The organism is Cardiobacterium hominis, from assembly GCF_900637305.1.
Lineage (GTDB): Bacteria > Pseudomonadota > Gammaproteobacteria > Cardiobacteriales > Cardiobacteriaceae > Cardiobacterium > Cardiobacterium hominis.
In genome coordinates this window covers 1,141,150-1,166,401 of sequence record NZ_LR134365.1, presented here as the reverse complement: position 1 = coordinate 1,166,401, position 25,252 = coordinate 1,141,150, and the positions used below count along the sequence as shown (strand labels likewise).

The 25,252-nt window shown below is 60.9% G+C and carries 24 protein-coding genes; 17 read left to right on the top strand and 7 right to left on the bottom strand.

Features of this window, described 5'->3' with window-relative positions; all coding sequences use genetic code 11:
• Positions 1-53: 53 nt before the first annotated feature.
• The 3 genes from gpmA (at position 54) to EL199_RS05700 (ending at position 3,182) form a co-directional block, all read left to right on the top strand.
• Positions 54-740: a 2,3-diphosphoglycerate-dependent phosphoglycerate mutase gene (gene gpmA / locus EL199_RS05710; RefSeq protein WP_004139600.1), complete on the top strand. Its 687-nt coding sequence runs from the start codon at positions 54-56 to the stop codon at positions 738-740.
• A gap of 71 nt (positions 741-811) precedes the next feature.
• Complete coding sequence (locus EL199_RS05705; RefSeq protein WP_004139599.1) at positions 812-2,749, top strand: pilin; 1,938 nt, start codon at positions 812-814, stop codon at positions 2,747-2,749.
• Positions 2,750-2,774: 25 nt separating this feature from the next.
• Complete coding sequence (locus EL199_RS05700; protein WP_004139598.1) at positions 2,775-3,182, top strand: OsmC family protein; 408 nt, start codon at positions 2,775-2,777, stop codon at positions 3,180-3,182.
• A 446-nt stretch (positions 3,183-3,628) separates the two neighbouring features.
• Here the strand turns inward: EL199_RS05700 and EL199_RS05695 are convergent, their stop codons facing one another.
• Positions 3,629-3,823 carry a hypothetical protein gene (locus tag EL199_RS05695; protein ID WP_004139597.1) on the bottom strand — a complete coding sequence of 65 codons (195 nt, stop codon included), beginning with the start codon at positions 3,821-3,823 and terminating at the stop codon, positions 3,629-3,631.
• Positions 3,824-4,075: 252 nt separating this feature from the next.
• Between EL199_RS05695 and ccoG the strand changes: the two genes are divergently transcribed.
• The 3 genes from ccoG to EL199_RS05680 are packed head-to-tail and all read left to right on the top strand — an operon-like array spanning position 4,076 to position 8,609.
• On the top strand, positions 4,076-5,461 hold the full coding sequence (gene ccoG / locus EL199_RS05690; RefSeq protein ID WP_004139596.1) for a cytochrome c oxidase accessory protein CcoG: 1,386 nt from the start codon (positions 4,076-4,078) through the stop codon (positions 5,459-5,461).
• Entirely contained in the window at positions 5,458-5,946 is a 489-nt protein-coding gene (locus EL199_RS05685; protein ID WP_004139595.1) for a FixH family protein, read from the top strand. The genes ccoG and EL199_RS05685 overlap by 4 nt, the downstream gene beginning before the upstream one ends.
• Positions 5,943-8,609 carry a heavy metal translocating P-type ATPase gene (locus EL199_RS05680; RefSeq protein WP_126316024.1) on the top strand — a complete coding sequence of 889 codons (2,667 nt, stop codon included), beginning with the start codon at positions 5,943-5,945 and terminating at the stop codon, positions 8,607-8,609. Before EL199_RS05685 ends, EL199_RS05680 begins: the two co-directional genes overlap by 4 nt.
• Before the next feature lie 44 nt (positions 8,610-8,653).
• On the opposite strand, the gene speG is transcribed toward EL199_RS05680, so the two are convergent.
• Positions 8,654-9,178, bottom strand: coding sequence for a spermidine N1-acetyltransferase (gene speG, locus EL199_RS05675; RefSeq protein ID WP_004139591.1), 525 nt, complete (start codon positions 9,176-9,178; stop codon positions 8,654-8,656).
• A 30-nt stretch (positions 9,179-9,208) separates the two neighbouring features.
• Complete coding sequence (locus EL199_RS05670) at positions 9,209-9,697, bottom strand: hypothetical protein (RefSeq protein ID WP_004139590.1); 489 nt, start codon at positions 9,695-9,697, stop codon at positions 9,209-9,211.
• Positions 9,698-9,834: 137 nt separating this feature from the next.
• Here EL199_RS05670 and EL199_RS05665 point away from each other — a divergent pair, with 137 nt between their 5' ends.
• Positions 9,835-10,878, top strand: a complete 1,044-nt coding sequence (locus EL199_RS05665) for a metal-dependent hydrolase (RefSeq protein WP_004139589.1) — start codon at positions 9,835-9,837, stop codon at positions 10,876-10,878.
• A 56-nt stretch (positions 10,879-10,934) separates the two neighbouring features.
• On the opposite strand, the gene EL199_RS05660 is transcribed toward EL199_RS05665, so the two are convergent.
• Complete coding sequence (locus EL199_RS05660; protein ID WP_004139587.1) at positions 10,935-11,480, bottom strand: C40 family peptidase; 546 nt, start codon at positions 11,478-11,480, stop codon at positions 10,935-10,937.
• 115 nt (positions 11,481-11,595) lie between these two features.
• Positions 11,596-11,946: a glucarate dehydratase gene (locus tag EL199_RS05655; protein ID WP_232008353.1), complete on the bottom strand. Its 351-nt coding sequence runs from the start codon at positions 11,944-11,946 to the stop codon at positions 11,596-11,598.
• A gap of 87 nt (positions 11,947-12,033) precedes the next feature.
• On the opposite strand from EL199_RS05655, the gene metG reads away from it, so the two are divergent.
• The 4 genes from metG to EL199_RS05635 all read left to right on the top strand — a co-directional run bounded on the left by metG (position 12,034) and on the right by EL199_RS05635 (position 15,838).
• Positions 12,034-14,061, top strand: a complete 2,028-nt coding sequence (metG, locus tag EL199_RS05650; RefSeq protein ID WP_004139582.1) for a methionine--tRNA ligase — start codon at positions 12,034-12,036, stop codon at positions 14,059-14,061.
• Positions 14,062-14,146: 85 nt separating this feature from the next.
• Positions 14,147-14,947 carry an alpha/beta hydrolase-fold protein gene (locus EL199_RS05645; protein ID WP_004139581.1) on the top strand — a complete coding sequence of 267 codons (801 nt, stop codon included), beginning with the start codon at positions 14,147-14,149 and terminating at the stop codon, positions 14,945-14,947.
• Positions 14,937-15,383, top strand: a complete 447-nt coding sequence (locus EL199_RS05640) for a GNAT family N-acetyltransferase (protein ID WP_004139580.1) — start codon at positions 14,937-14,939, stop codon at positions 15,381-15,383. The genes EL199_RS05645 and EL199_RS05640 overlap by 11 nt, the downstream gene beginning before the upstream one ends.
• Positions 15,384-15,385: 2 nt before the next feature.
• Complete coding sequence (locus EL199_RS05635) at positions 15,386-15,838, top strand: DUF441 domain-containing protein (protein WP_004139575.1); 453 nt, start codon at positions 15,386-15,388, stop codon at positions 15,836-15,838.
• A gap of 56 nt (positions 15,839-15,894) precedes the next feature.
• On the opposite strand, the gene EL199_RS05630 is transcribed toward EL199_RS05635, so the two are convergent.
• Complete coding sequence (locus EL199_RS05630) at positions 15,895-17,277, bottom strand: Na+/H+ antiporter family protein (protein WP_004139573.1); 1,383 nt, start codon at positions 17,275-17,277, stop codon at positions 15,895-15,897.
• A gap of 182 nt (positions 17,278-17,459) precedes the next feature.
• Here EL199_RS05630 and hisD point away from each other — a divergent pair, with 182 nt between their 5' ends.
• The gene (hisD, locus tag EL199_RS05625) at positions 17,460-18,752 is read left to right on the top strand and encodes a histidinol dehydrogenase (protein ID WP_004139572.1); all 1,293 of its coding nucleotides are present in this window, start codon (positions 17,460-17,462) and stop codon (positions 18,750-18,752) included.
• 22 nt (positions 18,753-18,774) lie between these two features.
• On the opposite strand, the gene leuA is transcribed toward hisD, so the two are convergent.
• Positions 18,775-20,436, bottom strand: coding sequence for a 2-isopropylmalate synthase (gene leuA / locus EL199_RS05620; RefSeq protein ID WP_004139571.1), 1,662 nt, complete (start codon positions 20,434-20,436; stop codon positions 18,775-18,777).
• A 115-nt stretch (positions 20,437-20,551) separates the two neighbouring features.
• On the opposite strand from leuA, the gene EL199_RS05615 reads away from it, so the two are divergent.
• The 5 genes from EL199_RS05615 (at position 20,552) to lysS (ending at position 25,245) form a co-directional block, all read left to right on the top strand.
• On the top strand, positions 20,552-21,025 hold the full coding sequence (locus EL199_RS05615) for an Lrp/AsnC family transcriptional regulator (protein WP_004139570.1): 474 nt from the start codon (positions 20,552-20,554) through the stop codon (positions 21,023-21,025).
• A gap of 379 nt (positions 21,026-21,404) precedes the next feature.
• Positions 21,405-21,995 carry a class I SAM-dependent methyltransferase gene (locus EL199_RS05605; protein ID WP_004139569.1) on the top strand — a complete coding sequence of 197 codons (591 nt, stop codon included), beginning with the start codon at positions 21,405-21,407 and terminating at the stop codon, positions 21,993-21,995.
• A 15-nt stretch (positions 21,996-22,010) separates the two neighbouring features.
• Positions 22,011-22,460, top strand: a complete 450-nt coding sequence (locus tag EL199_RS05600) for a Fur family transcriptional regulator (RefSeq protein WP_004139567.1) — start codon at positions 22,011-22,013, stop codon at positions 22,458-22,460.
• A 193-nt stretch (positions 22,461-22,653) separates the two neighbouring features.
• Positions 22,654-23,755, top strand: a protein-coding gene (gene prfB / locus EL199_RS05595) for a peptide chain release factor 2 (protein ID WP_126316023.1) whose coding sequence is annotated in 2 segments (ribosomal slippage) — positions 22,654-22,725 and positions 22,727-23,755 — 1,101 coding nt in all. Because the reading frame shifts where the segments join, the coding sequence is not laid out codon by codon here.
• Positions 23,752-25,245 (top strand): lysine--tRNA ligase, encoded by a 1,494-nt coding sequence (gene lysS, locus EL199_RS05590; RefSeq protein WP_004139562.1) that lies wholly within the window; start codon positions 23,752-23,754, stop codon positions 25,243-25,245. Before prfB ends, lysS begins: the two co-directional genes overlap by 4 nt.
• Positions 25,246-25,252 lie beyond the last annotated feature (7 nt).

Sequence of the window (25,252 nt, the reverse complement as noted above, 5' to 3'; positions counted from 1 at the left end):
GGAATACAATACTAACGAATCGTTACCTTCCCCTCACCACAAAGGAGCACACCATGAAACTCGTCCTGTCCCGCCACGGCCAAAGCGAATGGAACCTCTCCAACCGCTTCACCGGCTGGGTCGATGTCGATCTGACCGCGCAAGGCGTGGAAGAAGCTATCGCCGGCGGCAAACTGCTGAAAGAAAAAGGCATCCTCTTTGACGTCGCCTTTACCTCCTACCAAAAACGCGCCATCAAAACCCTGCATCTCTTGCTCGAACACTGCGACCAACTGTGGATACCCGAATACAAAAGCTGGCGCCTGAACGAACGCCACTACGGCGGCCTGCAAGGACTGAACAAAGCCGAAACCGCCGCCAAATACGGCGACGACCAAGTCCACATCTGGCGCCGCAGCTTTGACGTGCCGCCGCCCGCCATCGACAAAACCAGCGAACACTACCCGGCGAACGACCGCCGCTACCGCGAAGTCCCGGCGGACGAAATGCCGGTCGGCGAAAGCCTGAAAGACACCATCGCGCGCGTCCTGCCCTACTGGGACAGCAACATCGCGCCGGAGCTGCGCCAAGGCAAAAACGTCCTCATCTCCGCCCACGGCAACAGCCTGCGCGCGCTCATCAAATACCTGCTCAACATCTCCGACGAACAAATCCTGGAGCTGAACCTGCCGACCGGCACGCCGCTCATCTTCGACCTGGACGACAAACTCAACATCGTCTCCGCGCCGGAACTGTTCTAAAACCACCCAACCCCAAGCGGGCGACCCCAAAACGGTCGCCCGTTTTTTCCCACAACAAAAAAGGACACCCCATGAAACTGCGCCACCTCGCCGCCGCCCTGACCCTCGCCCTCGGCACTGCCCACGCCGCCCCGCAAAGCTGGCTGCACCAAAACCTGCCGCCACAAACTGCCGCCTACCTGCGCCTACCCAACGCCTGGTTCCTCGAAAACCACAAACTCGCCGCAAGCGCCATCTACCAGAGCGACGCCTACCGCGAACAAACCGCCGCCGTGCGCCGCGCCCTCATCCAGCGCCTGCTCACCCTGCTGCCCGAAGAAGCGCGTGCGCCCCTACAAAACCTGCAACAGCACCTCGATGCCCCACTGGAAATCGCCCTGCTGCAAGACAAAAACGAACTCAACCTGCTCATCGCCGCCACCGCCCAATTCGCCGATGACCAGGCACTCCAACAAACCCTGGCGCAAACCTTCCCCGCGCCGTGGCAAGTCGGCGCCGACCGCATCGAACAGCGCGGCGAGCCCCCCATCGCCTACCGCTACGACGCCGCCAACCAGCGCCTGCTCCTCAGCACCGGCCTCGTCAAAAACCCGGCGGACAGCCTCAAATACCTCAGCGAAGACGGCGGCGACGCGCCCTTCACCGCACTACAAAGCCGCCTCGATCCCAAAGCCGACGGTCTCTACCTCTGGCTCGACCCGCAAAACCCGCTCATCCAGCTAAAAACCCGCGACTGGCAGCCCGTCCTGACGCGCCTCGGCCTTGACCACAGCCGCCAACTCGCCCTCGCCTGGAGCGTGAGCGACGAGCGCCCGCACCTACAAATCAGCCTCGTCCAAGCGGACGACGCCCCGCTCAACCTGCCGACCGCCCGCGGCGCCACCCTCGAGCTGCCCTACCACGGCGACATCAGCGCGCTCGCCGCCCTCACCCTGCCCAACGACGCACAAATCGAAGGCATCGCACAAAGCGGCGGCAAACTCAAACAAGTCCTGCAACAAACCCTCGGCATCAGCGCCGACGACCTCGCCGCCCTCGGCACCCTTTACTACCTCGCCGACGACAACGGCGGCTACCTCGTCCTGCCGCAAAGCGCCAAACCCGCGCTGGAAGCCCTGCTGAACAAACTGCAAGGCCGCGGCATCCTGAGCCAACGCGAAACCCTCAAAGAAGGCATCGAACACCTCGCCTTCACCAGCCTCACCGCACAAAGCGCCGCCCAGGCCGCACAACAAAACCCGCAGAACGCCGCCCTCACCAGCCTGATGCGCCAACTACAAAACCACTACTACCTGCGCGCCGAAGGCGACTACCTCCTCATCAGCGACCTGCCGCAGCCGCTGCTCGCGCGCAAAAACCTCGCCGCCGATGCGCCGACCGTCGCCCGCTGGCTTGCCGCCGAACACATCGACCTTGCCGACAGCGCCTACGCCTACATCCAAAACCAGCGCCACCTCGGCCGCGACAGCTACTACAACGGTCTGAAGCGCCTGCAAGCCTACGCCGACCTCGCGCAAAGCCCGCTCGACATCATGGCACTGCCTGACGCCAGCCAACTGCCGGCGAGCGGCGCCGTTGCCCTGCGCCTGCGCGGCGACGGCAAAAACCCGACCCTGACCCTGGACCTACAAAACGGCATTGACGACCTCTTGAACCTTGCCAACGGCACCGCGACCATCGCGAGCATCGGCATCCTCTCCGCCATTGCCCTGCCGGCCTACCAGGACTACACCATCCGTGCCCGCATCGCGCAGAACCTCGCCCCCGCGCGCCCGTTACAACAAGACCTTGCCGACGCCCTCGACAAAGGCAAAAAAATCAACACAAAAAACTACCCCAGCCCGGACAAAAACATCCGCGTCGAAAACAGCGGCGACATCCGCATCACCCTGCAAAACACCGAGCGTTACAACGGCGCCACCCTGACCCTGCACTACGACCGCACCAACAAACAATGGCAATGCCAGACAATCATCCCGCCGCGCCTCCTGCCGCAAAACTGCCGCTAACCCCCTTCCCCAACCGGAGACAACCATGACCCAAATGACCATTACCTACCAAGGCGAACTACACTGCCACGCCGAACACCCGGCAAGCGGCGCTACCCTGAACACCGACGCCCCGCTGGATAACGGCGGCAAAGGCGAAAGTTTCTCGCCGACCGATCTCGTCGCGACCGCACTCGCCGCCTGCATCCTCACCATGATGGCGAAAAAAGCAGAAAACCTCGGCATCGCCTACCGTGAACCGCGCATCACCGCCGAAAAACACATGAAAACCGAACCGCGCCGCATCGGCGAAATCGTCCTGAACATCCACTTTCAGGACACCTACGACGACAAAACCCGCCGCATAATTGAGGCCACCGCACACGCCTGCCCGGTCGCACAAAGCTTGCACCCCGACCTCAAACAAACCCTGCATTTCCACTACCCGCTCTAGAAATAGCACCTCACCCGTGCACGCCACACCCAGACAACCGTATTTCCCCCGATTGACGAAACAAGGAAATACTGTTGACTAGAGCATATTTGCAATTTGAATTTTCCGTCCCTGCGAAGCGGGGAGGAACGGGATTCCCTTGAAAAAGGCGAATACTTTTTCAAGGGAATCCGGGGAGGAGAGGAATGTAAAACCGCGTAGCGACAGCATTCCAAGTGAAATGCAAACAGCCCCTAGCGAGTTTATGAAAATGCGCCAGATACCAATCCATGTCGCGTGATTCCAGGCAAAAAAAATCCCCCTGCCGAAACAGGGGGGAATAACTCACACATTCAGGCATCATGCCCCTTCCTCGCAATGCCTCCTGCACAAGGTCGTGACGGTAACATTCTCGACCAAAGAATGAGCGCTAATCCTAAGCTTACCTTCACGTCACCTCTGTAGCTTTACAGATGCCAACGTAAAAATTGTTTATAAAAATAAAAGGTAGCGTTCCGGTAGCTGCGACAAGATGCCGCCAAGCCGCTTGTAGCGCCGCTTTCGTCACTTTTTCGCGTTTGGTTGTGTTTTTGTCTTTTGCATCCTGTTTTTGTTGTAAAAATACGAAAATCGCGCTGTTGTCGCACTTTGTGCCCTTTCATGACAGGTGTCCTAAAAAGTCATTAACTGACGTTAATCAAATTCCAACCTGCCCTTCTTTGTCCCTGCCCCGTTGCCTGCAATTATTCCAATCGGTTTTTTTGGAAAAAATCGTTTTGCTTTCAAGGCGGCTACGCTTTTTCAGGCGGGAAAAGCGGCTATAATGCGCGCCGTTCGGTCGCCTCTGTGACCGCTCCTTTCATTACAAACAAAAAAATCCGGCAGCGCCCCGCGCCCGACCGCAAGGAATCATCATGGCATCCATCTCTCCATCGCAACCTGAAACGCTCTACGAGAAGCACGTCAAAATCCGGCCGCGCCCGGTGAAGGGGCGCTTCGCCAGTCTGCGCAAGACAGCGCTCTTGGTGCTGCTCGGTATTTTCCATGTACTGCCGTTCTTTCAGTGGAACGGTCGCCAGGCGATTTTTTTCGACTTGCCGCACCGCCGTTTCTATATTTTTGGCCTGAATATCTGGCCGCAGGATTTTATTCTGCTGACGTTTATCCTGCTGGGGCTCGCGCTGTTGCTCTTTTTTGCCACCGCCCTGCTTGGCCGTGTCTGGTGTGGTTATGCCTGTCCGCACACGGTTTATACCGAGGTTTTTCTCTGGATTGAGCAGAAAATCGAGGGCAACCGCTCCGAGCAGTTGAAACTGGCGCGCAAACCGTGGCGCGGCGAGAAAGGGCGCAAGCGCGTGCTGAAATATACGCTGTGGGTGCTGGTGGCGATGAGCGCCGGGATTGGTTTTGTCGGCTATTTCGTGCCGATACGCCAGTTGATTCCTGAATTTTTCACCCTGCATGCGGACGTGGAAACGTATTTCTGGGTCGCGTTTTACGGCAGTTTTTGTTATCTGCAAGCGGGCATCGTGCGTGAGCAGTTCTGCAAATATGTCTGCCCCTACGCCCGCTTTCAGGGGGCGATGTTTGACCAAGACACGCTCATCATCGCCTATGACCCGCAACGCGGCGAACCGCGCCGCCGCTTAAAGAAGCAGGATCGCGAAAACCCGGATGCGCTCGGTTTCTGCGTTGATTGCACCATGTGCGTGCAGGTCTGCCCGACCGGCATTGATATCCGCGACGGCCTGCAACTGGAATGCATCGCCTGCGCCGCCTGTATTGATGCCTGCGACAACATGATGGACCAAATCAAGGCGCCGCGCGGCCTCATCCGCTACACTTCGACCAACCGCCTCGCCGGCAAGAATACCAAACTGCTGCGCCCGAAAACCTTCGCTTACGGCGCGGTGCTGCTGGCGGCGTTTGGCCTGTTCGTCATTTCCATCGCCGGCAAGGGCGATCTGGACGTCAATATCCTGCGCGATCGCAACGTGCTGGCGCGCAAAATCAGCGGCAGCCGCATCCAAAACATCTACACCATCAAAGTGCTGAACAAAACCGAAAACCCGCGCCAGTTCACCCTCGGCGTCGCCGGAGCCGATGGCGCGGAAATTGACGGCAAAAAACACTTCAGCGTCGAGCCCGGCGCGGTGTACGAGACCGTGCTGCGCGTCAATATCCCGCGCAAATCGCTGGGCAGCGACAGCAGCATCAACATCGACTTCATCGTCACCCCGCAGGACAACCCCGCGGATGCCCATCACCAAAACAGCAAATTCCTCGCCCCCAACAAATGAACGAACGCCCCATTCCCTGGTACAAAAACCACATCCTGCTCCTCATCATCCTCATCCCGCTTGCCACCGTCTGCGGCAGCATGTACACCATCTACCTTGCCATCAGCAGCAAAGAAGCGCCGATACTGGATGACTACAGCAAAACCGGCCTCTCGCCGCAGATGCGACAAGAAGGCCGCACCGACATCACAGCGACGCTGACAGACGGCGCCATCACCCTGCAACGCGAACCGCCCAGCATCGAAGCGCTCACCCTCACCCTGCAACACGCCAGCAAAGCGGCGCTGGACCAGCGCCACACCCTGCAAGCAGACGCCCCGAACCACTACCCGCTGCCCGCCGCCGTACAACAAACCCTCACCGAGGCGACCTGGTACCTGAGCCTCGCCCCGGCTGACAACAGCTGGAAAATCAAAGGAAAATACCCGCACCCCAAACCCGGCGAACCGCCACCGCCTGCCGTCATCCCCCTCGCCAACCCATGAACTGCTACCACTGCCAACAACCCGTTCCGGCAGGCATCCACATCACCGACGACCACGGCCACGCCTACTGCTGCCACGCCTGCGAGGCCGTCGCGCACATCATCAGCGCCCATCACCTTGAACAATACTACCAAGTGCGCGACCGCCCGGCGCCGCGCCCCGAACACCCCTACGACCCCGCGCACTGGCAAGCCTACGACCTCCCCGAAATCGCCGCGCAATACACCTATAAAGACGGCGACGACCAGGAAATCCACCTCTACATTGACGGCCTGCACTGCGCCGCCTGCACCTGGCTCATCAGCCACGCCCTGCAAGACGCGCACGGCATCAACCACACCCGCATCAACCTCGGCACCGGCCGCGCCGAAATCCGCTGGCGCGACACCCCGCTCTCCGCCATCCTCGCCACCATCGCCAGCCTCGGCTACACCCCGAACCTGCACACCCCGGACGAAGAAGACAACAAACAGCGGCGCGAACGCAACCACGATCTCCTGCGCCTCATCGTCGCCGGCCTCGGCATGATGCAAGTGATGATGTTCGCGACAGGCCTCTACACCGGCGCCTGGCACGGCATCGACCACGAATACGAACAACTGCTGCGCTGGATCAGCCTCCTCTGCTCCGCGCCGGTCATGCTCTACGCCGGTTACCCCTACCTCAAAAACGCCTGGCTCGGCCTGCGCCACCGCCAGCCAAACATGGACCTGCCCATCGCACTCGCCTGCGCCGGCGCCTGGCTCGCCAGCCTCTACCACACCCTCATTGGCCGCGGCGAAATCTACTACGACGGCGTCACCATGTTCATCTTCTTCATCAGCATCAGCCGCTACCTTGAAGCGCACACCCGCCGCCGCGCCCGCCACAACCAACAACACTTCGCCCGCCTCCTGCCCGACGCCGTCTACAAATACAACGACCGTGGCGAAGCGCAGCTCGTACCGCTGCCCACCATCCAGCCGGACGACCACATCCGCGTCCTGCCGACCCACACCATCCCCGTCGATGGCGAAATCACCGGCGGCGCCAGCCGCATCGACGAAAATATGCTCACCGGCGAAAGCACCCCACAATACAAAACCAGCGGCGACCGCGTACACGCAGGCAGCACCAACCTGCAAAGCCCGCTCGACATCCGCGTCACCCAGACCGGCCAACAAACCACCCTCGCCGCCATCCGCCGCATCAGCGCGCGCGCCGAACAACACCGCTCGCCACAAATCGACCGCAACCAGGCCCTCGCCCAACAAACCGTCCTCGCCGTACTTATCCTCGCTGCCGCCGGCTACCTCCTCTGGCAATGGATAGAGCCCGCGCGCGCCTTCGACATCGCCCTTGCCATCCTCGTCGCCACCTGCCCCTGCGCGCTGTCGCTCGCCACCCCGACCGTACTCACCGCCGCGCTCAACCACGCGCACAAACACCACATCCTCATCAAAAACAGCAACACCCTCGACCGCCTCACCCACATCCGCCGCATCCTCTTTGACAAAACCGGCACCCTCACCCAGGGCAAATACCAACTGCGCCGCAGCGACTACTACGGCGAGCCGCAGCGCCTGCTCGCCATCGCCAAAACCCTGGAAACCCACAGCACCCACCCCATCGCCTGGTACTACAGCCAACAACCCGTGGCGACCGTGGCGATGGACAACATCGAACAACACAGCGGCAAAGGCATCAGCGGCAACTACGACGGCAGCCGCTGGCACATCGGCAGCGCGGCGTACATGCAAGAAAACGGCGTGGAAATCCCGCCCACCGAACAGCCCCCTCCCCCTGTGGGGGAGGGTCGGGGAGGGGTTTATCCGCATACCGCCGATGCTGACACCACTACTGATGCAGATTGGTCACTCATGGCCGACAAAAACAACGTCGGGCATAAATACCCGACCTACGAAGAGAATAACCCCCTCCCCTGCGAAGCGGGGGAGGGCTGGGGAGGGGGTGTAGAAAAATCCCGCATGGCGACCACGGATAATAAAGCCGTACCGTGCGACCCGAAACTAACCCCTCCCCGCCCCTCCCCCACAGGGGGAGGGAGCGCACTAACCGACGCCAACACCACCCACGTTTACCTCGCCGAAAACCGCGAACTGCGCGCCCATTACCAACTGGGCGATCCCGAACGCGACAACCTCGCCGCCACCCTCGCCCGTCTGCAAGCGCACTACCACCTCGCCATCGCCAGCGGTGACCGCGCGGAAAACGTCGCCCGCCTTGCCGCGCGCTACGGCATCACCGACCGGCACGGCGGCCTCGACCCTGCCGCCAAACTGGCGCTGCTCGAAGCGAACGATCCCGAACACACCCTGATGATTGGCGACGGCATCAACGACGCCCCCGTCCTTGCCCGCGCCAGCGTCTCCGTCGCCGTGGGCCGCGCCAACCCGCTCTCGCAAACCCACGCCGACATCGTCCTCCTCAAAAACGGCCCGGAAGCGCTGCCCTACCTGCTGGAACTCGCCGCGCGCAGCCGCCGCATTACCCGACAAAACCTCGCCTGGGCGACCGTGTACAACCTCACCATTCTGCCGCTCGCCATCAGCGGCCACCTCACCCCGTGGATTGCCGCCCTCGGCATGAGCACGAGCTCGCTGCTGGTCATCGCCAACGCCCTGCGCATCCACCGCACCCCGCCGCCACCCGCCGCTGAATAAAACAACAAAAAACGCCGCATCAAGCGGCGTTTTCTCTATCAACTTCAGCGCCCGCGTTGCAGGTAGTCGTGCTGGAACAGGCACATGCGGGTGACGTCGCGGTACTGTCCGTTGATGAAAAATTCATGCCGCAGCACGCCTTCCGGCTGGAAGCCGAGTTTTTCGTACACATGGCGGGCGCTCGCGTTTTCCACATCGACGATAAGGTAAATTTTGTACAGATTCAGTACGCTGAAGCCGTATTCCATCGCCAGTTCGGTGGCGCGGGTGGCGATGCCGCGCCCCTGATGGTCGGGGGCGACGATAATCTGAAATTCGGCGCGGCGGTGGACGTGGTCGATTTCCACCAGTTCCACCAGCCCGGCCTTGCCGTCGTCGCATTCGATGACGAAGCGGCGCTCGCGCTGGTCGTGGATGTGTTCATCGTAGAGGTGGGTCAGCTCGGCGAAGGTTTCGTAGGGTTCTTCGAACCAGTAGCGCATGACGTTGGCGTTGTTATCCAGCTGATGCACGAAAGTCAGGTCTTCGCGCTCCAGCGGGCGCAGGCGGATGGTGGTTGACGGGTTCATGATGGGGCGGTGCTTTCGGCAAATGGCATTTTATTTCTTGCGCGCCATGTCTTCGGCGTATTGCGCTTCGATGATGTCATCGAGGGTTTTTTGGTAGCGCTGCAAGGTATCGGCATCGCCGTTCATGGACATGACGATGACTCGCACGCTCTTTTTTGGGATGGGATAGATGACTTGTTTGACGCGCACCGGTGGTTCGCCCATGACTTCAACATCCATCACGACTTCCGCCCGTTTGTCTTTTTTCTCGATTTTGCCGCCTTTGACGATTTTCAGATCGCCTTCTGCGGTCATACCTTTGACGACATCTTCCAGCAACTGCGCCGCGGTTTTGCCTTCATCGGGCAATGGCAGGCTGATGGATACGGATATTTCACGCCCTGCGGCGTTCTCGGGGCTGTAAGTGACGCCGGCTTCGTGTTTTTCCGCTTTCCAGCCTTTGGGTGTTTCTATCGCCAAGGCGTTTTGTGCCAGTAACAGCACGCCGGTGAATGCAGCCAGCAGGGTTTGTCGCTTCATGATTTTTCCTTTGTGTTTCAAGGTATGAAAGCGGCGATTATAGCGGCATCCCCGGGTCGCGGCGGGCGAATTTTCCGTCATATCGTGCACTGTGGCGCGCGGTTATCATAGCCGCCCTTTTTTTCACCAGGATTTCTATGGACTCTCTCACACAAGCGGTGCTGGGCGCGACGGTGCAGGGCATCGGCATGGGGCGGCAGCAGGGGCGCAAGGCGCTGGTTTATGGCGCGCTGCTCGGTACACTGCCCGATCTGGACGTTTTCATCCGTTACGCCGACCCGGTTTCTTCCATGACCTATCACCGCGGTTTCAGCCACAGCGTATTCGTGCTGACCGCACTCGCCGCCTTCATCGCCTGGGCGGTGAAGAAGCGCTACCCGGACGCGCCATACAGCGCGCGGCGGCTGTTTTTTACCAGCGCTGCCAGCCTCATCACCCACCCGTTGCTGGATGCGTTTACGGTTTATGGCACGCAGCTGTTGTGGCCGTTCACGCCGACGCCGCAGCAGTGGTCGGGCGTGTTCATCATCGACCCGCTTTATACCGTGCCGATGTTGCTCGCGCTCGCGCATGCTGCCTGGCACGGCATCAGCCGCAATGCTTGGCGTGGCCTCAGCGCGACTTTTCTCTGGGGCTGTTTTTATCTCGCTTTTGGCGTTTTCGGCAGTCATTATCACGCCGAACGGGTGCGGGCGACGCTTGTGGCGGAAGGCGTGCCGGTAACGCGCGTCATGGCAACGCCGCTGCCGCTGAACAATCTCGTCTATCGCGTCCTCGCCGAGACCGACCGCGGTGACTACATCGAGGCGGTGAGCGGCTATTTTGACCGAATGCCGCCGGAACATATCCGCCTGCCACAAGGCAAGGCGCTGACGGCACCGCTTGCCGGCGACCCGCTTTATCAGCGTCTGCAATGGTTCACCGACGGCTGGCTGCGCGCCGATGAGACCGACGGCAAGCTGGTCATCAGCGATTTGCGCATGGGCATGGATGGCGCGCTCACTTTCCGCTTCGTCATGGCCGAACGCGACGCGGGCGGCAGGTGGCAGCGCGTGGCGCCGTATCATTACGATGATGGCGTGCCGGATTTTCGCCCGCTGCTCGTCCGCCTCTGGCCGCGTCTCTGGAACAATGAGCCGCCGCTGCCGCTCGCCGATTGGGCGGCAGGGAAGACGGAGTAGCGCTTTCATCCGTCACAAAAAAACCGCCTTCCGGCGGTTTTTTCTTTATACAGCGCTTAGCGCGATACGGTGACGCGCTCTTGCACCACGGCGCGTGCGCCCGCGTAGCGTTTTTTCCAGTAATCCTGGTCGATGCGGGTGATTTCCACTTTTTTGCCCGGCGACGGCGAGTGCAGCATTTTCTGGTTGCCAAGGTAGATGCCGACGTGGCTGACGTTGCCTTTGCCCTGGCGGAAGAAGATGAGGTCGCCCGGCCGCGGTTCTTTCACCGGCAGCAGTTTGCTGAATTGTTCTTTGCTGCTGCGCGGCAGGCGGTAGCCTTGCTGGGCGAAGACGTGCTGGACGAGGCCGGAGCAGTCAAAGCCGCTTTTTTCGCTGGTGCCGCCGTAGCGGTAGCGCGTGCCGATGAGTTTTTTGCCGTCGGCGATGAGGCGGTTGCGCGTCGGGTTGCCGGCGAAGACGCGCTTGGCGGGCTGGATTTTTTCAGGCTTGAGGCTTTCCAGTTCGAGCGGCTGTACGTCCAGCGCGGCGGTTTGCTGCGAGGTGGTGCTGCATCCAGCCAGACTGAGCATCGCCAGCCCGAAGAAGGTTTCTTTTTTCATGGGGTTACGGGTCCGTGTTGTGGTTTCTTGGTTAAATGAGGCGCGCACTATACCCAAGCATTTTTCACAGCGTCAAACCCGTTTTTGCTAATGCGTTGTTTTGTCTATGCCAACCTTACGGCAAGTATTGCAATTCGTTTAGGTACTCCTGCGAGAGGCGGATGCGGCAGCGCAATTCTTCTTTTTCTTCGAGACGGCAACGCGCGGCGCGGTAGTTTTTAAAGGCCTGCAAACTCTCCTGCCAGGCGGCATCGCTGCCGTGGCGGTAGTGGATTTGTTCGATGTCGCCGTCAAGCTGGCCGAGGGCGAGAAAGGCGCAACTTTCTTCGGCACCGCTGGCGTCGCCGCTTTTGCGCAGGCATTCGTAGTAATAAGAGGACGACACCGGCGGCGCGCTTTTGACGATGGCGTTCGGATTGACGAGTTCGGCGTAGCGCAGGAGCAGCCAGAAAAGTGAGCCGTTCATGGGGTTCTCCATCTTCAAGGGAGCGGCGATTATAGCGGGCGCATTTGTTAGAATGCGCGCTTTCTTTATTCACATGAGAGCTTTGCCATGCCGCACGCGAAAAAACGCCGCATTCTTGTCACCAGCGCCCTGCCTTATGCCAATGGCGCGATTCACCTCGGCCACATGGTGGAATATATCCAGACCGATATCTGGGTACGCTTCCAGCGCCTGCGCGGGCATGAGTGCCACTATGTCTGCGCCGATGACGCGCACGGCACGCCCATCATGTTGCGCTCGGAAAAGGAAGGCATCACGCCGCAGCAGCTCATCGACAAGAGCCACAGCGAGCATTTGCGCGATTTCCGCGGCTTTCTCATTGACCATCACCAGTACCACAGCACGCACAGCGCCGAAAACCGCGCACTGACCGCCGCCATCTACCGCGCGCTGGACAACGGCGGTCACATCCTGCGCCGCACCATTTCGCAGCTTTTCGACCCGGAAAAGCAGCTGTTCCTGCCGGACCGCTTCGTCAAGGGCGAATGCCCGAAATGCCACAGCAAGGACCAGTACGGCGACAACTGCGAAGTCTGCGGCACCACCTACGCGCCGACCGACCTCATCAACCCCTATTCGGCACTATCCGGCGCGACGCCGGTGGAGCGCGACAGCGAGCATTACTTCTTCGACCTGCCCGCGTTTGACGCCTTCCTGCGTGACTGGCTGCAAAGCGCGCAGTTGCAAGAATCCATGCGCAACAAACTGGGCGAATGGTTCGTTGAAGGCCTGCAACCGTGGGACATCTCGCGCGACGCGCCCTACTGGGGCTTTGAAATCCCGGACGCGCCCGGCAAATACTTCTACGTCTGGCTGGATGCGCCCATCGGCTACATGGGCGCCTTCCGCGCCCTCTGCGACCGCGAAAACCTCGACTTCGACGCCTTCTGGCGCGAAGGCCACGACACCGAGCTTTACCATTTCATCGGCAAAGACATCGCCTACTTCCACATGCTCTTCTGGCCGGCGATGCTCAAAGGCGCGGGCTACCGCCAGCCGAGCGGGGTGAACTGCCACGGCTTCCTCACGGTGAACGGCGAAAAAATGAGCAAATCGCGCGGCACCTTCATCAAAGCCGAGACCTACCTCAAACACCTGCGCCCCGAATACCTGCGCTACTACTTCGCGAGCAAACTCAGCGCGCGCGTTGAAGACCTTGACCTCAACCTCGACGACTTCCGGCAAAAAGTAAACAGCGATCTGGTCGGCAAACTGGTGAACCTTGCCAGCCGCTGCGCGCCCTTTATCAGCAAACACTTTGACGGCGCGCTGGCCGCCGCCCTGCCCGACGACGCGCTCTTTAACCAATTCGCCGCCAAAGCCGACGACCTCGCCAGCGCCTACGAACAGCGCGAATACAGCAGCGCCATCCGCGACATCATGAAACTGGCAGACGCTGCCAACGAATACATCGACGCCGAAAAACCCTGGGTGAAAATCAAGGACGACGCCAGCCGCGCCGCCGTACAAGGCATCGCCACCGTCGGCATCAACGCCTTCCGCCAACTCATCACCTACCTGAAACCCGTGCTGCCGCAAGTGGCCGAAGACGCCGAAGCGCTGCTCAACATCACCCCGCTCACCTGGGCGGACGCACAAACACCGCTGCTCGGCACCACCATCCAGCCGTTCAGCGCGATGATGCAGCGGGTGGAAGCCGCACAAACCGACGCCATCATCGCCGACAGCAAAGAAGACCTCAAAGAAGAAGCGGCGGTTGGCAAAAACAAAGCCGCCGCTGAAACCTGCGACTGGATCACCATCGACGACTTCGCCAAACCCGACCTGCGCATCGCCCGCGTCCTCGAATGCAGCCACATCGACGGCTCGGACAAATTGCTGCGCTTCAAGCTCGACGTCGGCGAACTGGGCGCGCGCGACGTCTTCTCCGGCATCAAGGCCTACTACCAGCCGGAAGACCTCGTCGGCAAAATGGTCGTGTACGTGGCGAACCTCGCGCCGCGCAAAATGCGCTTTGGCACCTCCACCGGCATGATCCTCTCCGCCAGCGGCGATGGCCAACTGCACCTGCTGCAACCCGGCGACGGCGTCAAACCGGGGATGAAAATCGGCTGATTGCCGCCTATCTCCCGCAGGGGCGGTTAGCCAAGCATAACCGCCCTTTCCTTTACCGCCTCCCCCCTACCCAGAACCGCAAACCATGAACCCGCTCGAACTGCTCGCATCGCACACCAGCTTCAAAGGCGAACAACGCCTCTACCGCCACTACGCCGACAGCCTGCACCGCCCGCTGGAAGTCGCCATCTACCTGCCGGTCGCCTCGCTCCTCAAAGAACGCCCCTGCGCCGCGCTCTACTACCTGCCGGGGCTACAAACCAACGCCCGCCTCGTCGCCAGCCAAAGCGACTACCAGCGCTACGCCAACCGATACGACACTATCCTCGTCATCCCCGACCTGTTCAACGTCTATCAGGGCGACGACATCGCCCGCACCGACCAATACACGCGCGAACACCAGGCCATCGCCGCCTACCTGCAAGACGAACTGCCCGCCACCCTCGCCGCGCACTTCGCCCTCGCGCCCGGCCGCGGCATCATGGGTTACGGCTTTGGCGGCACACTCGCCATCTACCACGCGCGCAGCCATCCCACGAGCTACCACAGCGCCTCGGCGCTCGCGCCGTGGCTGGGATTTATCGGCACGCCGTGGCACGCCGAACACCTCGCGCACGTCCAACTGCCCGAACATTTCGACCCGAACGCCTGGTACGCCGCGCACCCGGACGCGCCGCCGCTGCCGCTATGGATAGACCAAGGCACGGACGACGACCACCTCGGCAACAAAATCCACCTCGCCGCCTTTGAAACGACCGTCGCCGACCGCATCGCCAGCGGCGAAATCTGGATTAACTGGCACAAACGCTACGACCACAGCTTCTACTTCGTCCACTCGCACATCCGCGAGCACTTCGTCTTCCACAGCGAACACCATGACCTGTGAGCCCGGACGCGCCTCGTACACCATCCGCCCCGCAAACCCCGCCGACCTGCCCGCGCTGCAAGCGCTCGCCGCCGCCTGCGACGTCTGCCGCCCCGGCGCGCATGACCCGCTCTGGCTGGCAGAAAACGCCCACGGCACACCGCTTGGCTTCATCGCCTGCACACAAGTGCTGGACGAAATGAGCCTGCTCTCGCTTGCCGTCCACCCCGCCGCCCGCCGCCAAGGCATCGCCCGCGCCCTGCATCACGCGGCGCTCGCCGCATTACGTCCGGCGGTCGCCTTCCTCGAAGTGCGCGCCAGCAACTACGCCGCACAAGTACTCTATGCCGACCTCGGCTACCGCGTAAGCGGCCGCCGCCGCGCCTACTATCCCAACCCCGACGGCAGCCGCGAAGACGCCCTCGTCCTGCGCTGGCAAGCCGCGCCCACGGAATAACCATGCTGCACAACATCGACCCCGCCGCCCTCATCCTCCTCGTCTTCACCGCCCTTGGCGTCATCAGCCACAACACCCCCGTCACCATCGCCTCGGCGGTGCTACTCCTCATGCAACAAACCTTCCTCGCCCGCTACCTGCCGTGGGTAGAAAAAAACGGCCTGACCGTCGGCATCATCCTGCTCACCATCGGCGTCCTCGCGCCGCTCGCCAGCGGCAAAATCAGCCTGGGCGCGGGCGACTTCGCCGACTGGAAAAACCTCACCGCTATAGCCGTCGGCATCTTCGTCGCCTGGCTTGCCGGACGCGGCGTGCCGCTGATGATGAACCAGCCCGCCGTCGTTCCCGGCCTCATCATCGGCACCGTCATCGGCGTCGCCTTCCTCAAAGGCATCCCGGTCGGCCCGCTGATTGCCGCGGGCATCCTCTCGCTCTTTGTCGGCCGTGGTGGCTGAAGCTGCATAAAAAAACGCCGCTGGATGCGGCGTTTTCATTTCCATCACGACAAAAATTACAGCACCAGCGCCGCAATCCAGCCCGCAATCAACAGCGGGATGTTGTAGTGGATGAAGGTCGGGATGACCGAATCCTTGATGTGATTGTGCTGACCGTCGGCATTAAAGCCCATGGTTGAGCCGAGGATGGTATCCGAGGCGGGAGCGCCCGCGTCGCCCAGAACCCCCGCCGTACCGATGACGGCAACGGTGGCGAGCGGCGAAAAGCCCATGTGCGCGCAGATGGGAACATAAATGGCGGCGATGATGGGGAGCGTTGAGAAGGAGCTGCCGATGCCCATCGTCACCAGGAGACCGATGACCAGCATGGTCAGCACGACCAGCGAGCGGTTGTCGCCGAAGAAGGCGACGCTCTCTTGTACCAGCGGCTCAATGCCGCCGCTGGCGTTCATGATGGCGGCGAAGCCGTTGGAGGTGATGATGATGAAGGCGATCATGCTCATCAGGCGGATGCCGTTGTTAAAAATAGTATCGGCCTGCTGCCAGCGGATGACGCGCGTCACCATAAAAATGGCAAAGCCGATAAGCCCGGCAAGAATGAGCGAGCCGCTGTACTTTTGCGTGAGGAAAGCCGCGATGACGGCGGTAAGCCCGATGACGATATTCAGCGGCTTGACCACAATTTTTTCTGCCGCGCCTTCAACCGGCAGATCCTCGTAGTGGCGCGGTTTGCGGTAGCTGTAAAAAACGGCGATGGCAAGGCCTGCGACCATGCCGAGAGCCGGAATGGCCATCGCCTGATAGATGCTGACGCCGCTGATATCCATGCCGACCGGCTTGCCGAACTTGTCGATATTGGCCATCAGGATTTTGTTGAGATAAATATCGCCGAAACCGTAGGGAACGAACATATAAGTGCAGACCAGGCCGAAAGTGATGACGCAGGTCAGCATGCGCCGGTCCAGCTTGAGGCGGTTCATCACCAGCAACAGCGGCGGCACAATCAGCGGAATGAAGGCGATGTGTATCGGTACGAGGTTCTGGCTCATGATGCTCATCGCGAGCAGCGCCAGAATAATCAGCCATTTGATGCCAGTCCCCTTGCCGCTCTGGGCGCGGGCGATGATGAGGTTCGCCATCGCCTGCGACAGGCCGGAATAAGAAATGGCAACCGCGAACGCGCCCAGCACCGCATAAGAAAGCGCGGTGGTGGTGCCATCGGCGATACCCGCTTCAAACACCTTGACCAAATACTTGAGTTTCAGAATGGCATCGGGGGCGCTCACGCCCGCATCCGGGAAGGCGGCGAGGATGGTGTCTGCCGGAATGTCGGCCACCATGCCGCCGATGAAGGCGCTGATAATCAGGCTGAAAACAACGTGGACGCGCGCCAGCGAGAGAATGAGCATCAGGCTGACGGCAAGGACGACGGGGTTCATGGATGAAATCTCCTGTTTTTCGAATCGTGGGAGGGCGAAGTGTAGCGGGATTTTCGAAGATTGATAGGTTTTTTTGTGCGACTCGCTACGGTTTTAGTGTACAACACTAAAAATTTTGCGAAATTCAACGATTCCCGTCAGCAGCCGTTATAATGCGGCGCCCACCCGTCACGAGACCCGCCATGAAAAAACTGTCCTCCCGCGCCCCGACCTTCCCCGCCGAACTCAAAGCGCTGCTTGCCTTTGAAACCGCACAAAACCCCGAAACCGAGCGCGTTGTCGCCGAAATCTGTGCCGACGTGCAGCGCCGTGGCGATGCCGCCCTGATCGAATACACCAACCGCTTCGACGGCACGGCAGCACGCAGCATCGCCGACCTGACGCTGGCGCCGCACGACTTGCAGACAGCCTTTGCCCGCCTGCCCGCCGCAACCCGCGACGCCTTGCAGACCGCCGCCGCGCGCATCGAAAACTATCACCGCCGGCAAAAACTGGAATCCTGGCACTACACCGACGCAGACGGCACCCTGCTCGGCCAGCAAATCACCCCGCTGGACCGCGTCGGCATCTACGTTCCCGGCGGCAAGGCGGCATATCCGAGCACCGTCATCATGAACGCCATGCCCGCGCACGTCGCCGGCGTGCCGGAAATCATCATGGTCGTGCCGACGCCGCAGGGCGAGCGCAACGACATCGTGCTGGCGGCGGCATATGTGGCAGGCGTGACCCAAGTCTTCACCATCGGAGGCGCGCAGGCCGTTGCCGCGCTGGCCTACGGCACCGAAAGCATCCCGCAGGTCGATAAAATCACCGGCCCGGGCAACGCCTACGTCGCCGCCGCCAAACGGCGCGTATTTGGCGTGGTCGGCATCGACATGGTCGCCGGCCCCTCGGAAATCCTGATCATCGCCGACGGCAGCACGCCCGCCGAATGGGTGGCGATGGACCTGTTCAGCCAGGCCGAACACGACGAAATCGCCCAGGCCATCCTCATCGCCACCTCGCAAACCTACCTCGATGCCGTCGAAGCCGCGATGAACCGCCTGATAAAAACCATGCCGCGCCGCGCCATCATTGAAGCCTCGCTCAACAACCGCGGCGCAATGATCCTCGCGCAAGACCTCGATGACGCCTGCGCCATCGCCAACCAAATAGCCCCCGAACACCTCGAACTATCCGTCGCCCAGCCCGAAGCGTGGGCGAAAAAAATCCGCCACGCGGGCGCCATCTTCCTCGGTGCTTACACCAGCGAAAGCCTCGGCGACTACTGCGCCGGACCGAACCACGTCCTGCCGACCAGCCGCAGCGCCCGCTTCTCCTCACCGCTTGGCACCTACGACTTCCAGAAACGCAGCAGCCTGATACAAGTCTCCGCGACAGGCGCGCAAACGCTGGGCAAAACCGCAAGCCTGCTCGCCCACGGCGAAGGCCTGACCGCGCACGCCCGCGCCGCGGAACTGCGCTTACAGGAGTGATGGCTGTATATATATCGCCGGTTTACGCCGCTTTTTCTTCGCCCGCCTGGCCGATGGCCACCAGGGTCGCGCGCAGCATGGCGCTGACGGTGTCCTGGCTGTAGGCGATGCCGGTGTGCAGGTGGTCGCCAATCATCAGTTGCACGTAGGCAACTGCCTGCGCGTCGGTGGATTTGCTCATCGCGTGTTCGGCGTAGTTGGCGACGCTGATGGTGAGGCCGGTGTGGCTTTGCAGGGCGTCGATGAAGGCGCTCATCGCGCCGTTGCCGTTGCCGCTGATGTTTACCGCGCGGCCGTGGTCGTGCAGGGTCGCTTCCAGATGGTCGTGTTGGCCTTGGCGGCGCAGGGTGTAGTCGTCCAGATGCAGCGGGCTGTCGTGCAGGTAGCGCGCTTCAAAGAGGGCGATGATGTCCTGGCTGGTAAGTTCTTTTTGCGTGCGCTCGCTTTCGTGCTGCACTTTTTGCGCGAAGTCGATTTGCAGCCAGCGCGGCACGTTCAGGCCGTGGTCGCGGGCGAGGATGTAGGCGACGCCGCCTTTACCGGACTGGCTGTTGATGCGCACCACGTCCTGATAGCTGCGGCCGATGTCGAGCGGGTCTATCGGCAGGTAGGCGATGTCCCAGATGCCGCCGCCGTCTTTTTCCAGCGATTTTTTGATGGCGTCTTGGTGCGAGCCGGAGAAGGCGGTGAAGACGAGTTCGCCGATGTAGGGATGGCGCGGGTGTACCGGCAGGTTGTTGCATTCGCTGACGATGTGGACGATGTCGTTCATGCGCGAGAAATCGAGACCGGGGTCGATGCCCTGGCTGTAGAGGTTCATCGCCATAATCATGATGTCCATGTTGCCGGTGCGTTCGCCGTTGCCGAGCAGCGTGCCTTCAACGCGGTCAGCGCCTGCCATGACCGCCAGTTCGGAGGCGGCGACGGCGCAGCCGCGGTCGTTGTGGGTGTGGACGCTGATCACGACGTCTTTGCGGCAGGAGAGTTTGCGGCAGAAGTATTCGATTTGGTCAGCGTAGCAGTTCGGTGTGCAGGCTTCGACGGTATTCGGCAGGTTGAGGATGACTTTGCGCCCTGCCCACGGCTGCCAGATTTGGCAGACGGCTTCGCAAACGGCAACAGCAAAGTCAGGTTCAGTTTGCGAGAAGCTTTCCGGCGAGTATTCAAAAATCCATTCGCTATCTGGGTAACGCGCAGCCCGTTCTTGCAGCAGAGTCGCGCCCGCAACGGCGATAGCCGTAATGTCTTCTTTGCTTTTTTCATAGACTTTTTCCCGCTGTACGCGCGAGGTGGGGTTGTACAGGTGGACGATAGCGCGCTTGACACCACGTAGGGACTCGAAGGTGCGGTCAATGAGGTGTTCGCGTGCTTGTACCAGTACCTGGATGGTTACGTCGTCAGGGATATGACCGCCTTCAATAAGCAGGCGTGTGAAGTCATATTCGATCTGTGAGGCGGCGGGGAAGCCGATTTCGATTTCTTTGAAGCCGCAAGCCACGAGGAGCTGGAAGTAACGCAGTTTTTGTTCGATGGTCATCGGGTCGATAAGCGCCTGGTTGCCGTCGCGCAGGTCAACGCTAACCCAGATGGGGGCTTTGTCAATGGTTTTATCCGGCCAGGTGCGGTCGGGCAACTGCGGGGCGAAGGCGAAGGGACGGTATTTGTGGTGATTGAAGCGGCTCATGCGGTCTCCTGATTTTTGAACCCGCGCATTATAGCTACAAAAAATGCGGAATACTCAGCAAAATCCGCACGCAATTGCGCTATAATGAGAGAGTTCAACTACGGAATGAGAAATTATGGGCGATATTCACTTTATGCTGGACGAGACCGACAAGCGGATTTTAAGCATCCTCGCCAACGACGGCCGCATCAACAATCTGGCGCTGGCGGAAGCCATCAACCTCTCGCCCACGCCGTGCGCGCGGCGGGTGAAGCGGCTGGAAGAAGCGGGAATTATCGAAGGCTACCGCGCCATCGTCAATCGCCACGCCCTCGGCTACGCGCTGAGCGCCTTCATCGCGGTCACACTCGATCACCACACGCCGGAGCGATTCCGCGTTTTCGAGGAGCAGGTCAGCCAATTTCCAGAAGTCATCCGCATGAGCATCGTCACCGGCCGCGCCGAAGACTACCTGTTGCAAGTGCTGGTCGGCAGCATGCAGGAATTTGAAGAATTCCTGCTGGGCAAGCTCAACCGCATCCCCGGCGTGATAAACGTCCATTCCAGCTTCGAGATGCGCTGCGTGCTGGACCGCCAGCCGCAGCCCTAGGGGCTGTTTGCAATTTGAATCCCCCTCCCCTGCAGGGCGAAGCCCGCAGCGGGGGAGGGTCAGGGCTCCCCTTGAAAAAGGCGTCCGCCTTTTTCAAGGGAACCCGGGGAGGGGGTGGGCGATGTTGTTGATGAATCGAAATTCCGGTTTTTCAATGGATTGCTGCCCTCACTCCAACCCCTCTCTCTTGCTGCGCAAGCAATACTTGTCGCTACGCGAGCAATGCTTGTCCTAGAGCGACTGGAACAGCTCGCGTAGCGAGAGAGGCGCTCGTTCATCGAGTTGTCAACAGCCCCTAGACAGTCTAGTCAGCCCGGGGCTTTGCGCGTATCATTTTTCCGCATCCCCAGATTAAACGCCTTTCCCATACGAGGTTCGCATGCCGCCCAGAAACAAACTCAGCCGACTGGTCAAGGAAACCGCCGGATTTTCCTACGAATTCATCCGCCATCCCAAAGGCGTCGGCAGCGTTATCCCCTCCTCGCGCATGTTGGCGAAAGCGATGCGCCGCACCGCGCAGGACTACGGCGCTCCAAACAGCCTCATCATCGAGGCAGGCGCAGGCACCGGCGCGATTACCCGCGAACTGGTCGCGCATTTCCCCGCCAACCGCCTGCTGATTAACGAAGTCAATCCGCGCCTCGCCCGCCGCCTGCGTGACCGTTTCCCGGGCAACACCATCCGCCGTGGCCGCGTCGAAGAACTGGACGTCTGGACGCATTCTGCGCCGAAAACCATCATCTCCTCGCTCCCCTTCCGCTCGCTGCCGCCGGAAGTGGGCGCCGAAATCGAGCGCGTATTCTTCGCCGCATTGCGCGAAAACCCGGCTAACGTACTGATTCAATTCACCTACGGACAAAAATCGCCGCTCACCCTGCCGCCAGATACCGACATCCGCGGCGAGCGCGTCACCTACGCCTGGCTCAACTTCCCGCCGGCGCACATCTGGATTTACCGCTGTCAAAAATAAAAAAACCACTACATCATGAACAAAAGACAAATCGCCACCACCATCGCCCACGTCGAACAATACTGCATCAAACGCGGCGTGCGCCTGACCCTCATCCGCCGCCAAATCCTCGAACTGGTCTTGGCCTACCCCAACATCGTCAAAGCCTACGAAGTCCTGGAAGACCTGAAAAAACTGCGCGGCAACGCCGCCCCGCCGACTGTTTACCGCGCCCTCGACTTCTTCGTGGATATCGGCGTGCTGCACCGCGCCGAATCGCTCAACGGCTTCGTCTTCTGCAACCACTTTGACGAACAGCACACCAGCGTCATCCTGAACTGCACCCGCTGCGGCAAAACCGAAGAACTGGCGGTGCAAGAGCCGGTGGATATCCTCCTCGCCTTCTGCCGCGAACGCGGCTTTGAGCCGCAGGAAGGTCCGCTCGTCCTGAGCGGCGAATGCCGCGACTGCCAGCAGATCGTCTGAAGCGGCTCCCGCATTCCTTAAAATAAAGTCGCCGGGCGGTTGGGACACCGCCCGTTTTCTTCAGCCTATAACACCGCGCTGCAAAAAACCGCCCTTGCCCGCCTGCCGCCGTCCTGCCCGTTTCCATCCCCCCGCCGGCGCTATATAATGCCGCGCCCTTCCTGATATAACCCAATAACAGACTCAAAAACCTATGGAACTCAACCTTACCTACGAACGCATCAAAGACCTGCAAGCGCGCGAGGCGGCGCTTAGGGGGTATCTTTGACTACCCGCTGAAGGCCGAGCGCCTCGAAGAAGTCGAGCGCGAACTGGAGCGCCCCTCCATCTGGGACAACCCCGAAGAAGCGACCAAACTGGGGCAAGAACGCGCCGCGCTCGCCAGCGTCGTGCAAGGACTGGATGACATCCGCCAAGGCCTGCAAGACGCCTTTGACCTCATTGAACTGGCCGAAGCCGAAGACGACGAAGCCACCGTCAATGCCGCATTGGAAGACGTCGGCCGCATCGAACACCGCATCGAAGACCTCGAATTCCGCCGCATGTTCTCCGGCGAACTGGACCCGAACAACGCCTTCCTCGACATCCAGGCGGGCTCCGGCGGCACCGAGGCGCAGGACTGGGCATCCATGCTGCTACGCATGTACCTGCGCTGGGGCGAGGCGCGCGGCTTCAAAACCGAACTCATCGAAGAATCGCCGGGCGACGTCGCCGGCATCAAATCCGCCACCATCGAATTCACCGGCGAATACGCCTACGGCTGGCTCCGCACCGAAATCGGCGTGCACCGCCTCGTGCGCAAATCGCCGTTTGACAGCGGCAACCGCCGCCACACCTCATTCGCCGCCGTCTTCGTCTCGCCGGAAATCGACGACAACATCGAGATAGAAATCAACCCCGCCGATCTCCGCGTAGACGTTTACCGCGCATCCGGCGCGGGCGGCCAGCACGTCAACCGTACCGAATCGGCGGTGCGCATCACCCATCTGCCGACCAACATCGTCGTCCAATCACAAAACAGCCGCAGCCAGCACGAAAACCGCAGTACCTGTATGAAACAACTGCGCGCCAAACTCTACGAACTGGAACTCAGCAAACGCAGCGCCAGCGCGCAAGCGATAGAAGACAGCAAATCCGACATCGGCTGGGGCAACCAAATCCGCTCCTACGTCCTCGACCAATCGCGCATCAAAGACCTGCGCACCGGCTACGAAACCAGCAACACCCAGGCCGTCCTTGATGGCGGACTCGACCCCTTCCTCCAGGCCAGCCTGAAACAAGGAGTAGAAGTATGACTACCCAAGCCCCCGACGAAAACAAACTCATCGCCGAACGGCGACAAAAACTCGCCGCCATCCGCGCGCGCGGCGTCGCCTTCCCCAACCACGCCCGTCCGACGCACAAAGCCGCCGCCCTGCACGCCGCATACCACGGCATCGAAGACGCCGACCAACTGCTGGCGGCGGGCGAAATCCGCGTCGCCGGACGCATGATGAGCAAGCGCGTCATGGGCAAGGCGAGCTTCACCGCCATCCAGGACGGCAGCGGCGCGCGCATGCAAATCTACCTCAGCCGCGACGAACTGCCGGAAGGCCGCTACGCCGACTTCAAAACCTGGGACGTGGGCGACATCATCAGCGCGCGCGGCAAACTGTTCCGCACCCAGACCGGCGAACTCACCATCCACGCCGACGACGTTGAACTGCTGACCAAATCCCTGCGCCCCTTGCCGGAAAAATACCACGGCCTCTCCGACCAAGAAACACGCTACCGCCAGCGCTACGTTGACCTCATCACCAACGAAGACAGCCGCAACACCTTCATCATCCGCAGCAAAATCGTCAGCTACATCCGCCGCTTCTTCGAAGCGCGCGATTTCCTCGAAGTCGAAACCCCGATGATGCACCCCATCCCCGGTGGCGCGACCGCCAAACCCTTCATCACCCACCACAACGCGCTCGACATGCCGCTCTACCTGCGCATCGCGCCGGAGCTGTACCTGAAGCGCCTCGTCGTCGGCGGCTTTGAGCGCGTCTTTGAAATCAACCGCAGCTTTAGAAACGAAGGCGTCTCCACCCGGCACAACCCTGAATTCACCATGCTGGAGTACTACCAGGCCTACGCCGACTACCACGACCTCATGGACCAAACCGAAGAACTCTTCCAGGGACTTGCGCGCGAAGTCCTCGGCAGCCCGCAAATCACCTACCAAGGCGTCGCCATTGACCTCGGCCAGCCGTTCGCCCGCCTGACCATGCTCGATGCCATCCGCCAACACGCGCCGCAGCACGCCGCCATCCTCGACGACCCGGCTGCGCTCGCCGCCGTCCTGCGCGACACATACAAACAAAAAGCAGACGCGGCGATGCCCATCGGCAGCCTGCACACCCTGCTCTTTGAAGAAGCCGTCGAACACCAACTGGTACAGCCGACCTTCATCACCGCCTACCCGTCGGTAGTCTCGCCGCTGGCGCGCCGCAACGACGACACCCCGGACATCTGCGACCGCTTCGAACTCTTCATCGGCGGGCGCGAAGTCGCCAACGGCTTCTCTGAGCTCAACGACGCCGAAGACCAGGCCGAACGCTTCCGCGCCCAGGCTGCCGCCTTCGACGCGGGCGACGACGAAGCCATGCACTACGACGCCGACTACATCCGCGCCCTCGAATACGGCATGCCGCCGACCGCAGGCGAAGGCATCGGCATTGACCGCCTCGTCATGCTCCTCACCGACGCGCCCTCCATCCGCGACGTCCTTCTCTTCCCGCACATGCGCCCCGAATAACCGAGAC